The organism is Herbaspirillum sp. FG34, from assembly GCF_057809315.1.
In genome coordinates, this window is the sequence record NZ_JBMDJS010000003.1 from 448,099 (window position 1) to 459,628 (window position 11,530).

General features: G+C 59.7%; 9 protein-coding genes. 5 read left to right on the forward strand and 4 right to left on the reverse strand.

From position 1 onward, the window contains the following. Nucleotides 1-50 precede the first annotated feature (50 nt). The 5 genes from ACODSZ_RS06150 (at nt 51) to ACODSZ_RS06170 (ending at nt 6,219) form a co-directional block, all read left to right on the forward strand. Nucleotides 51-1,685, forward strand: a complete 1,635-nt coding sequence (locus ACODSZ_RS06150) for a carboxyl transferase domain-containing protein (protein ID WP_488927252.1) — start codon at nt 51-53, stop codon at nt 1,683-1,685. Between the two features lie 22 nt (nt 1,686-1,707). Further along, nucleotides 1,708-3,723 (forward strand): acetyl/propionyl/methylcrotonyl-CoA carboxylase subunit alpha, encoded by a 2,016-nt coding sequence (locus ACODSZ_RS06155; protein WP_488927253.1) that lies wholly within the window; start codon nt 1,708-1,710, stop codon nt 3,721-3,723. Between the two features lie 10 nt (nt 3,724-3,733). Then, a complete protein-coding gene (locus tag ACODSZ_RS06160; protein WP_488927254.1) occupies nt 3,734-4,663 on the forward strand; it encodes an MBL fold metallo-hydrolase in 930 nt (309 codons plus the stop codon). 88 nt (nt 4,664-4,751) lie between these two features. Then, nucleotides 4,752-5,258, forward strand: a complete 507-nt coding sequence (locus ACODSZ_RS06165; RefSeq protein WP_488927255.1) for a YbaK/EbsC family protein — start codon at nt 4,752-4,754, stop codon at nt 5,256-5,258. Nucleotides 5,259-5,310: 52 nt separating this feature from the next. Next, nucleotides 5,311-6,219 (forward strand): hydroxymethylglutaryl-CoA lyase, encoded by a 909-nt coding sequence (locus ACODSZ_RS06170; RefSeq protein WP_488927264.1) that lies wholly within the window; start codon nt 5,311-5,313, stop codon nt 6,217-6,219. 193 nt (nt 6,220-6,412) lie between these two features. On the opposite strand, the gene ACODSZ_RS06175 is transcribed toward ACODSZ_RS06170, so the two are convergent. The 4 genes from ACODSZ_RS06175 to ACODSZ_RS06190 all read right to left on the reverse strand — a co-directional run bounded on the left by ACODSZ_RS06175 (nt 6,413) and on the right by ACODSZ_RS06190 (nt 11,495). Beyond that, on the reverse strand, nt 6,413-6,811 hold the full coding sequence (locus ACODSZ_RS06175) for a DUF6853 family protein (RefSeq protein WP_488927256.1): 399 nt from the start codon (nt 6,809-6,811) through the stop codon (nt 6,413-6,415). 160 nt (nt 6,812-6,971) lie between these two features. After that, nucleotides 6,972-7,862 carry a DUF6853 family protein gene (locus tag ACODSZ_RS06180; protein WP_488927257.1) on the reverse strand — a complete coding sequence of 297 codons (891 nt, stop codon included), beginning with the start codon at nt 7,860-7,862 and terminating at the stop codon, nt 6,972-6,974. Nucleotides 7,863-8,365: 503 nt separating this feature from the next. Beyond that, nucleotides 8,366-8,749, reverse strand: coding sequence for a hypothetical protein (locus ACODSZ_RS06185; protein WP_488927258.1), 384 nt, complete (start codon nt 8,747-8,749; stop codon nt 8,366-8,368). A gap of 1 nt (nt 8,750) precedes the next feature. Beyond that, the gene (locus ACODSZ_RS06190; protein WP_488927259.1) at nt 8,751-11,495 is read right to left on the reverse strand and encodes a hemagglutinin repeat-containing protein; all 2,745 of its coding nucleotides are present in this window, start codon (nt 11,493-11,495) and stop codon (nt 8,751-8,753) included. Nucleotides 11,496-11,530 lie beyond the last annotated feature (35 nt).

Genomic DNA, 11,530 nt, shown 5'->3' on the forward strand with positions numbered 1-11,530 from the left:
CCTGAGCGCCCGAGAGCACAACAAGAAACTGAACAGAGAGACGAAAAACCATGCCGCAGATTGAAAGCAAGCTCAACCCGCGCAGCGAGGAATTCCAGCACAACCGCGATGCCATGCAGCGCATCGTCGACGATCTGCGGCAGAAGGTGGCCGCCATTGCCGAAGGTGGCGGCCAAGCCGCGCGTGACAAGCACGTGGCACGCGGCAAGCTGCTGCCGCGCGAGCGCGTGCAGATGTTGCTGGACCCCGGCACGCCCTTCCTGGAATTCTCGCAACTGGCCGCCTACGGCATGTACCGCGAGAAGGACCGCGACGGCAACCTCAAGGACGCCGCGCCCTCGGCCGGCATCATCACCGGCATCGGCCGCGTGGCCGGGCAGGAATGCGTGATCGTCTGCAATGATGCCACCGTCAAGGGCGGCACCTATTACCCGATGACGGCCAAGAAGCACCTGCGCGCGCAAGAGATCGCCGAATTCAATCACCTGCCCTGCATCTATCTGGTCGACAGCGGCGGGGCCAACCTGCCCAATCAGGATGAGGTCTTCCCCGACCGCGACCACTTCGGTCGCATCTTCTACAACCAGGCCAACCTCTCGGCCAGGGGCATCCCGCAGATCGCCGTGGTGATGGGCTCCTGCACCGCAGGCGGCGCGTATGTACCGGCCATGAGCGATGAATCCATCATCGTCAAGGAGCAGGCCACCATCTTCCTGGCCGGGCCGCCGCTGGTCAAAGCGGCCACCGGTGAGGTGGTGACGGCTGAAGAGCTGGGCGGCGGCGACGTCCACACGCGCCTCTCGGGCGTGGCCGATCATCTGGCACAGGATGACACCCATGCCCTGGCCATCGCGCGCAACATCGTCAGCCACCTGAACCGCCGCAAACCCCAGCAGCTGGCCGTACGCGAGAGCGTGGAACCGAAGTATCCGGCGCAGGAACTGTATGGCGTGATCCCCACCGATACGCGCAAGCCCTTCGACGTGCGCGAGGTCATCGCCCGCATCGTCGATGGCAGCGAGTTCGATGAATTCAAGGCGCGCTACGGTACCACGCTGGTGTGCGGCTTCGCGCACCTGCACGGCATGCCGGTGGGCATCATCGCCAACAACGGCATCCTGTTTTCAGAAGCCGCCGAGAAGGGCACGCACTTCATCGAACTGTGCTGCCAGCGCAAGATCCCGCTGATCTTCCTGCAGAACATCACCGGCTTCATGGTCGGCAAGAAGGCCGAGAACGAGGGCATTGCACGCCATGGTGCAAAAATGGTCACGGCCGTCTCCACCGCCAAGGTGCCCAAGCTCACCGTCATCATCGGCGGCAGTTTCGGTGCGGGCAACTATGGCATGTGCGGCCGCGCCTTCTCGCCGCGCTTCCTGTGGATGTGGCCCAATGCGCGCATCTCGGTGATGGGCGGCGAGCAGGCCGCCAGCGTGCTGGCCACCGTCAAGCGCGACGGCATCGAAACGCGCGGCGGCAGCTGGAGCGCAGAAGAGGAAGCCGCCTTCAAGGAGCCCATCCGCGCCCAATATGAAACCCAGGGCCATCCGTATTACGCCTCGGCCCGGCTGTGGGACGACGGCGTGATCGATCCCGCCGATACCCGCCAGGTATTGGCGTTGGGATTGTCCGCCGCCCTGAACGCCCCCATCGAAGAGACCCGGTTCGGTGTCTTCCGCATCTGACGCGCGCCACCGAGGAGAGACCATGTTCACCAAGATCCTGATCGCCAATCGTGGCGAAATCGCTTGCCGCGTGGCCGCCACCGCCCGCCGCATGGGCATTGCCACCGTGGCCGTGTATTCCGATGCCGACGCGCACGCCAAGCATGTGGCCGCCTGCGATGAGAGCGTGCATATCGGCCCGGCACCGGCCAAGGAAAGCTATCTCTGTGCCGACAAGATCATCGCCGCCGCCCTCGCCACGGGCGCGCAGGCGATCCACCCCGGCTACGGCTTCCTGTCGGAGAACGCCGGGTTCGCCCAGGCTTGCGCCGATGCCGGCCTGGTCTTCATCGGCCCGCCGGCCTCGGCCATCGATGCCATGGGCTCCAAATCCGCCGCCAAGGCCCTGATGGAGAAGGCTGCCGTCCCCCTGGTGCCGGGCTACCACGGTGAACGCCAGGAGAGCGATTTCCTGCGCGCCGAAGCTGACCGCATCGGTTACCCGGTGCTGCTCAAGGCCAGTGCCGGTGGCGGTGGCAAGGGCATGCGCGTGGTCGAACGCAGTGAAGATTTTGAAGCGGCACTGGCCTCCTGCAAGCGCGAAGCGATTTCCAGTTTCGGCGATGACCGCGTGCTGGTGGAGAAATACCTGACCCGTCCGCGCCATATCGAGATCCAGGTCTTTGCCGATGGCCATGGCCATTGCGTCTATCTCTTCGAGCGCGACTGCTCGGTGCAGCGCCGCCATCAGAAGGTGCTGGAAGAAGCGCCCGCGCCCGGCATGCACCCTGATCGTCGCGCGGCCATGGGCGAGGCTGCCGTCGCTGCCGCCCGTGCGGTCGGCTACGTCGGTGCAGGCACGGTGGAATTCATCGCCAACCAGGATGGCAGTTTCTATTTCATGGAGATGAACACCCGCCTGCAGGTCGAGCACCCCGTCACGGAAATGATTACCGGACTCGATCTGGTGGAGTGGCAATTGCGCGTAGCCTCCGGCGAAACCCTGCCACTGAAGCAGGAGCAGTTGCGCCTCCATGGTCACGCCATCGAGGCGCGCATCTATGCCGAGAATCCCGAGAAGGGCTTCCTGCCCTCCATCGGTACCCTCACCCGCATGCGCAGCGCGCCCGCCGTGGAATTCACGCTGGCCGCGCCCGGCGCCACGCAACCCGCAGCCGTGCGCATCGATGCGGGCGTACGCGAAGGCGATGCCATCTCGCCCTTCTATGATCCGATGATCGCCAAGCTCATTGTCTGGGGCGAGGATCGCGACGCGGCCCTGCGCAACATGGCACGGGCGCTGGCGCAATACCAGGTGGTCGGGCTGGCGACCAACATCGGCTTTCTGCAGCGGTTGATAGCAGGCCAGGCATTTGCGACAGCCGATCTCGATACCGGCCTGATCGAACGTCACCGCGAGACCCTCTTCCCGACCCCGGCCCGGCCCACGACCGAGACGCTGGCGCTGGCCAGCGCCGCGCTGCTGCAACAGGAAAAGCGCGGTCAGGCCAACAACGATCCGTGGGCGCAGACCAGCGGCTGGCGTCTCAATATGCCGCTGTGCCGCACGCTGTCCTTCGAGGATGAATCGGGCCACAGCAGCGTGAAGATTGACTATGCAGGAGACGGCCAGCACTGGCAGTTGCAGGTCGATGGCAGCACGCATACCCTCGCGCTGCATGAGAGTGACACGGAGAGCCTGCTCATCAACCTGGATGGCCGCACCCTGCGCGCCCACGTCGCGCGCGAGGGCCAATGGCTGCACCTCTTCGATGGCCGCAGCCAGCACAGCCTGCGCTACCTCGACCCGATGGCCCACGCCGGCCACGCCGAGGCCGAGGGCGGACGCCTGACCGCGCCCATGCCCGGCAAGATCGTCGCGCTGCTGGTGGAGCAGGGCGCGAGCGTGGCGCAAGGCACGCCGCTGCTCATCATGGAAGCCATGAAGATGGAGCACACCATCGCCGCGCCCTCGGCCGGCACCGTGGAAGCGCTGCGCTATGCCGTCGGCGATCAGGTGGCCGAAGGTGCGCAGCTGCTGGACTTCAAGGCCGCGTGAGCAACGCACCGTGAACACGTCCGCACTGCGCCTGCCACCCTCGCTGCACGTGCTGGAGCGGGGCTGGCTGTCGTCCAACAACGTGCTGCTGTTCGGCCGCGATGAAGTCGTCATGATCGACAGCGGCTACGTCACGCATGCCGAACAGACGCAGACGCTGGTGCGCCACGTGCTGCACCAGCGCGGGCGTAAGCGACTCGATGTGCTGCTCAATACCCATCTGCATTCGGACCACTGCGGCGGCAATGCCGCGCTGCAGGCGGCGTATGACTGCCGCATCGCCATCCCCGCCGCCGAAGATGACAAGGTGCGCCGCTGGGACGAAGATGCCCTGAGCTACCGCGCCACCGGCCAACGCTGCCCGCGCTTTGCGCATGACCAGCTCATCCGCAGCGGCGATGTGCTGCGCCTGGGTGATCTCGACTGGACTGCCCTGGCTGCACCGGGCCATGATCCGCATGCGCTGCTGCTGTATTGCGCGCAGGAGGGTGTGCTGATCTCGGCCGATGCCTTGTGGCGCAATGGCTTCGGGATCATCTTTCCGGAGCTCGATGGCGAATCCGGTTTCGAGGAGGCGCGCGCCACGCTGGAGCTGATCCGCAGCCTCGATGTGCGCACCGTGATTCCCGGCCATGGTGCGCCCTTCACCGAGGTGGACGATGCGCTGGAGAAGGCCTTCTCGCGCCTGGATTATCTGCAGGCCGATCCGCTGCGCAATGCGCACAATGGCGTCAAGGTCCTGGTGAAGTTTCTGTTGCTGGAACGTGGCCGGATTGCACTGGCGGACTTGCCGACGATGATGCGAGAGATCCCCTTGTTGCGCATCACCAATGCGCGCTTCCTGCAGATGGACGATGCCGCCCTGGCCGACTGGTGCGTGGCGCAACTGCAGAAGGCGGGGGCGGCGGCCAGCGATGGGGTCTTCCTGCTGGATCGCTGAATACGGGCCTGCGCGGCAGAGGGGGTGGGGGTGCTGTTATCATTTCCGGCTTGTCCTGCTGCGGGCCTTGTGCCCACTTTAAACCACCATGAACGATACCGCCGCCCTGCCCTCTTCCGCCCAACGCGTTGCCGACCTGCTGGCCGCGATGGGCCATGACAAACCGGTCACGATGCTGCCCTCGACCGGCCGGACCTCGGCCGAAGCCGCTGCGGCCGTGGGTTGCCGCGTGGCCGAGATTGCCAAGTCCATCATCTTCCGGCGCGTGGCTGACGGTGCGCCGGTGCTGGTCATTGCCAGCGGTGCCAACCGGGTGGACGAAGCCAAGGTCACGGCCCTGACCGGCCCGCTGGGCAAGGCCGATGCCAAGTTCGTGCGGGACACCACCGGTTATGCCATCGGAGGCGTCTGCCCCATCGGCCACGTGGTCAAGCCGGTGATGCTGATCGACCGTGACCTGTTCAACTTTGACAGTGTCTGGGCGGCGGCCGGCCATCCGCATGCCGTCTTCAACCTCACGGCCGCGCAGCTGGAGAAGATGACCGGCGGCACGGTGGCCGATGTGCGGCTTGATGCCGCGCCAGTAGCAAACTGAATGCGTTGACAGCCAGCCACGCATCACAACAACCCCAACGGAGACCCGCATGATGAGCCTGCCCAAGAAAGTGAAGATCGTTGAAGTCGGACCGCGCGACGGTTTGCAGAACGAGAAGGAAACCATTTCCGCCGAGGTCAAGATCGAGCTGGTGAACCGGCTTTCGGCGGCGGGTTTTCCGAATGTGGAGGCGGCTTCTTTCGTCTCGCCCAAGTGGGTGCCGCAGATGGCGACCTCCAGCGAGGTCATGCACGGCATCACGCGCAGGTCGGGCGTGGTGTATTCCGCGCTGGTGCCCAACATGAAGGGCTTCGAGGCGGCGCTGGAAGCGGGGGTGGATGAGGTGGTGATTTTCGGGGCAGCCTCGGAGGCGTTCTCGCAGAAGAACATCAATTGCTCCATTGCCGAATCCATCGAACGTTTTGCCGAAGTGGCCAAAGCCGCCAAGGACCACCGCAAGCGCCTGCGTGCGGCGGTGAGTTGTGCGTTCGGTTGTCCGTACCAGGGGGAAGTCCCGCTGGAGGCGGTGGCCGACGTGGTGCGGCGTTTCCGCGAACTGGGCTGTGACGAGATCGATATTGCCGACACCATCGGCGTGGCCACGCCGGGCAAGGTGCGGCCGGTGATGGAGACGGCGATTCGTGAATTCCATATCGAAGGTTTGTCGGGTCACTTCCACGATACTTATGGGCAGGCGCTGGCCAATATCTATGCCAGTCTGCAGACGGGGATCAGCATCTATCACGCGTCGGTGGCGGGGCTGGGGGGCTGTCCGTATGCCAAGGGCGCGACCGGCAATGTGGCGACCGAGGATGTGCTGTACATGATGAACGGGCTCGCGATCGAGACCGGGATTGACCTGGATGCGGTGGCCGAGGCGGGGCAGTTCATCTCGCAGCAGCTGGGACGCAAGTCGGTGAGCAGGGTGGGGAATGCGTTGGCGGCTAAGCGGGTGGGGTGAGGGTTATTGAGGGCGAGACATTGGGGGCGGGATCGGCTTCTGTAACCACCGCCGCTTGCGGAGCGTTGGGGATGAAGACCCTAGCTGAGGCATTTGCTTTAGCTGCTTGGGGTGAGCAGATTGGGCTGGGTAATTACATTGGCTCATTTTAGTCATCGGTCCTCTTCTGGCTTTTCGGCAACGATATTTGCTATTACTTGCGCTCAAGATAGTCTTCAGGAAACTTATAGCCTTCGGGGATATCTGGCCACGTGAATCTAGGATCTCGATACATCACCTTGTCGATTTCGTCTTCAATGCTTCTGTATAGATTTTTTAAATTCTGTGCAAAGAACCTGGCTTCAAGAAGGGCCACATAAGCCGTCAGATGGTCATTCGATTTCCGCGCTATCCGATGAATCTCAAAATACGACAAAAGCTTAGATAAGTCGTAATCATGTTGCTCATCAAGTGACGTTTCATAATCGATAGACCATTTAAATTGACCGTCATCTTTTATCTCCTCATTCATTTCATCGATAGTTAAACCGATACTGGACGTCAACTCCAGAAACGCTGATTGAATCAAATCTAATCCATCTAGGTTTTTCATTTCAATTTTCTTCCTTGAGCACGAGCCAAATCTCGCTTATTAAAATTAACAGTGCCATCCAGATCCAATGCAGTGTTCAATGTGCGAGCAGTTCAGCATTGAACAATAGCCGCAGACACTCTATCAAAGTTGGGAACCTGGATTGATCAAACCCTACTTATCACGCGTGAGGTGCCATCCCAAAATGTTCGGGAAGTTTGTAGTCGTCTGGTACAGAAGGCCAAGAAAATTTCTTATTTAAAACAGCAACGTTATCAACCTCATCCTTAATATTGATAAAGAAGCCAGCAGCGTTCTGGGAATAGATCCGACAATAAAGCAGCGCTACAAAAGCCGCTGAATGATCGCTCTTCTGCAGCGCAAGTCGGAGAATCTCAAAGAAACGAAGCAGCTCATCCAGATCTTTTTCCAGCTGCTCGCCTAGGGAATAACTATAGTCAATACACCATTCGAACCTGCCCGCCTCATCCATCTCATTATCCATTGCCTCTCTCGATACCCCGATACTTTCGGCCAGTTCGATAAAGGTCTTTCGGATGACATCAACACTATCATTTTCCATCACTTCGATTTCCCCTTCAGCGCTCTCCCAGACCATCAGAACGTTACGATTTCCTGCAATCCAAAATTCCGCCATGCAGCTCAGTTTATCGGCGGCGATCAGAAAAAAATGGTCAGGAATCCGATATTCCTCCGGCACAGATGGCCAGGAAAAACTCGGGTCCCAATTCATCACGTTGCGAATGGCATCCTCTATGCCCTCAAAGAAGGCTGAAAGCTTTAGGGCAAGATCGCCTGCGCGGACAATCGCAAAGAGAGCTGCCGCACGATCATTTTCTTTTTGAGCACTACGATGCACTTCGAAGTAGAAGATAAGATTCGCAAGCTCTTTTTGCAGGTTTTCTACTAAGTAAAAATCATGGATAAGACATGATGTGACGCCGTCAGCTCCATCATCTTTGTCAAGCATATTTGTTTGGAGCGGCTTCCTGATGTCAGCTAATTCCAGGAATACTTCTCGGATCACATTCAACTTTCGTACATCTATCATTGAATTCTTCTCCTCTGCCTCTCAGCAGCTTTCGACTTATCGTGATTAAAGGTTCCGTCCAAATTAAGAACAGATTTAAATTTTCCGTGCTTATCGAATACTTCAAGATGATCTTTGTGACGGCCATCTAAATGGTCGGCCGCATTGGCATCACGACTGGAAATCTTGCCTTGCGCGTCGGCAGGGCCGGTAGCGATTTGGTTGGGCTTGTCGTTGATCGAAGTCTTGATTCAGTACGAAGCTGAAAACACTTCTGGCGCAGTCCTTTCTTCCGTAAGTTCAGTCATCCGCACGCGAAGCCGTACTGCTTTGGACGAACATCACTTTCTCGCACTGGCGACGCTGGATAAATCCGCCTAACCAAGTTATCCGCCGACGGGGACTACTCCATTTACTCCAAGTAGATTGCCACCGGGGGTCGTACCTTACGGCGCTCTGATGTTCGCCCCTAGACGAAAATGCTGCCGCCCGCATTGCGGCACTTTCATGTTTGAACCGCCCCCTCAGAGAAATGGGTTTCTAAGATCAAATCGCCTTTCGTCCAATATCTCACCGGAAAAGGCTCCGATGACAGCTAGATCTAGTCTTTCTTTGTATCCCGAAATTTGAATCTCGCTCAAATCTTCAATAGAAAATATATCGTTTGGACGGAAGTGAGCCGAAATGAGCGAGGAGATTTTTATATATATCCGCATAACGGCAGTGGCGATATCTCTCTCGATGACTTGACTTTCATTCATCTGAGCAACACGAATAAGGTCAGAATGAAGCTTCCAAAATTCCGCCTCATCCCATATTCCATATTCAACGAGTCTTTCGTAAAAGCTTCCCTCCCAGTCTGGGTTTCCGGGAAGATTCCTGTACAAATTCACATAGTCTCTATCCATTTCAATCTCCGATTTTGTTTAACTTGACATCATACGTTCCTAGACGCGTCTGCTTCCGTTTCAGGTTCTCAACTGATGTTGCCATTTTCCAAGCTCCTCCGATGTGACCATCCGCGTCCCTTGTGATGTAGTACTTTCCCTTTTTAAATACTGCCTGATCATTAACCATTTCTTTTATTCGCGCGAATCCCAACTCGGCTGCCGCCGCTGCTGCTTCCTTAGTATCTTTGAAGTATGGCTCCGGCAGCTTCCTTTCGGTCTGGTGGGGACCGCTGCTGCTATCATTTCCACGAGCCCTCTTGATATTGGCGACTGCCGATTGCCCAGAACCACTCAGTCCGACACCCGCAGGCCCAACATCCGCCCACATCTGCTGCAGTTGCAAAGCCAGCTGATCCAGAAAGCCAGCCCTCTCCCCCAACGCCGCCAGATTGGGAAATTGCCGGTCCATATCCAGGGTCTGTTCGACAATCAGCGCCTTGACGTGCGCTTTTTGATCCTCCGTCTTCGCGAAGTACAGCGCATGAGCAAGATCACTCAGCGCAGCCTGCCCCGAGCTCATCACCGCTTCACAGGCATAGGGAGTCGCCGCTGCTCCGCTGCACCCTTTCTCCAACTGCTCCGTAAACAATTTTCTTTGCTTCGCAGCGTCTTCCTTCAACTCCGCAAAGCACGCCCCCTGCGATGCGTCGCAAGCCCTGATCTTGTTCAGGAATTGTTTGGAGTAGCTCACCCCCAAGGCATTGTTTTCTGCCTCCAGCTGGGCTGCGAGCGTGGCCGTCGGATTCGCTGTGCTTCCGGCAGCCGTTGCAATCCCCGCCACGATGCTGGTCACCAGATTCGTGCGCGACTCCTTCTCCTGACTGCCCGGCCGGTCCGCAGACTGCAGCAGCGCATTGATGACGGTGCCGGCCGATGCTCCCAGCGCACCTGCACCGCACGCTGCCTCCTTGGCCATGGCACCGGCGCATCCCAGGATGCCCTGCAAGGCGGATCGAGCGGCCTCACTCTGCAGGTCGTCAGCGATCCTCTTGACCTGTTCTGCGCCCAGCCCTTGCAGATAGTTGACTGCCGCCGCCTGGATGAACTGCGATGAAGAAGCACTCAGATTGCCTGTCACCGCACCTGCAATGGCCGTCGCATACCGACGATACATACCGCCCGAAGACCACTTTTCGGCATCGAGATACTGCTCCGTCAGGCCCCGCAGCCTCGCTTCGTCACGTTGTTCAAGCGGCTTGCTCCGCTCCTCCGTGATCGCATCGTCCAACTTGCGCTTGGCCTCATCCGCTTCCTTCGCCCGATTGTTCAGGAAGCTCCCCAACTCCCGCGTAAAGGCCGCCGCAATCGCCGTCCGATTCTCGATCTCCTCCTTGTCAAAGATCGGCTTGAGCGCATTGCTTCCCTCCTTGCTGCTGCTCACCTCCCGATTCACCGAGGCTACCGTCTGCTCTGCCGTCTTGCCTGTCAGCACCTGCTGTTGCTTCTCATCGGTGATCTTGATGACGCCGCCGCTGATTCCGCTGCGGGTCGTGCTTGATGTACTTTCACTGGCACCAACGACCAGCGGTGGCAGCGCTGACAAGCCGCCATCCTTGCCCGTGCTGTAGCCGCCACTGATGCCGACGCTCTGCGCTTCATAACTCGCGCGATTCTCGATATCACTCTGGGTCAGGGTCCTGGTGGTCACGCGGTTCTTGTTCTCCGCAACGGCCTGTTCGCTGCTGGCAATCACGCCACCCTTCAGGTCCGTATTGCCGCGCACATTGACCTGGAAGCCACCATCACCTGCTTTGATGCCTGACTGCTCGATGACGCTGGCATAGTCGCTGTTGACCTTCGACTGGCTGTAGCTGGCGCTGCCGCCCATCTTCCCCATACCCACCGAGACACTGCCGCCCAAGCTTTGCTGGCGGCTCTGGTAAGTGCTGGTGTCCTGCTGGCTGGCGATATTCAGGTTGCCCTGGCCGCTGGTGCCCACGTCGAGCTCCACCTGTCGGCCGCGCAGGACTGCACCACTGATGGTCGTATCGCTGCCCGAGACGACACTGAGCTTGTTACCTGCATCGACGTGAGAATTGACCTGCTTGACCTCTTCGCCACCGCCCTTGCCACGATTGCCGGAGGCGCTTGCCGTGAAGAGCAAGCCGTCCGTGCCAATGGAGAAACCGACCGATCCCGAGGCGCCGCTGTTGCGACTGCGTTGCTCCGAGGTCTCCTGCGCTGCGATCAGTCGGACCTCATTGGCGGCCTTGAGCGTAGCGTCCACTCCCGCCTTGATGTCACTGCCCTGGACGAGGATGTTGCCGTCGCCGTCGCCGCCTTCGCCGTTGGCAGTGATAGCGACGCTTCCGCCTGCCGACACGCTTGAACCGCGCACCGTCTTGTTGGTCTGCTCCGATCTGCCTTGGCTGCTGCTTGCGCCCAGGCTGAAAGCCAGGTTGATGCCGCCGGCCTTGTCGGCGGCATTGGCATCGCGGGTTGGGGTCTTCCCGGTCGCGGGATCCGTCGGGCCCGTCGCAATCTGATTGGGCTTGTCATTGATGGTCTTGCCCTGGCCTGCGATCACGGCATCCGCAGCATTGGATGCCGCCAGTCCTGCCGTCGCCGCGGCCAGGGCTTGCGTGCGCCGGTCCTTGGTCTTGCCCGCCGCCTCCGCCATCTGCTGCATCGTCTGCACCGCCGACAACACCGGACTGGTCACCGCCACCGTCACCCCTTGCTGTCGGAACTTGTCCTCGGTCACGGTGCGGCTGCTCTGCTGTGCAGCGAGTATGCTGA

Bases quoted from the DNA above. Each gene is read 5' to 3' on its own strand.
- ACODSZ_RS06155 (WP_488927253.1), top strand. From the start codon at position 1,708: ATGTTCACCAAGATCCTGATCGCCAATCGTGGCGAAATCGCTTGCCGC.
- ACODSZ_RS06150 (WP_488927252.1), top strand. From the start codon at position 51: ATGCCGCAGATTGAAAGCAAGCTCAACCCGCGCAGCGAGGAATTCCAG.
- ACODSZ_RS06175 (WP_488927256.1), bottom strand. From the start codon at position 6,811: ATGAAAAACCTAGATGGATTAGATTTGATTCAATCAGCGTTTCTGGAG.
- ACODSZ_RS06180 (WP_488927257.1), bottom strand. From the start codon at position 7,862: ATGATAGATGTACGAAAGTTGAATGTGATCCGAGAAGTATTCCTGGAA.
- ACODSZ_RS06170 (WP_488927264.1), top strand. From the start codon at position 5,311: ATGAGCCTGCCCAAGAAAGTGAAGATCGTTGAAGTCGGACCGCGCGAC.
- ACODSZ_RS06165 (WP_488927255.1), top strand. From the start codon at position 4,752: ATGAACGATACCGCCGCCCTGCCCTCTTCCGCCCAACGCGTTGCCGAC.
- ACODSZ_RS06185 (WP_488927258.1), bottom strand. From the start codon at position 8,749: ATGGATAGAGACTATGTGAATTTGTACAGGAATCTTCCCGGAAACCCA.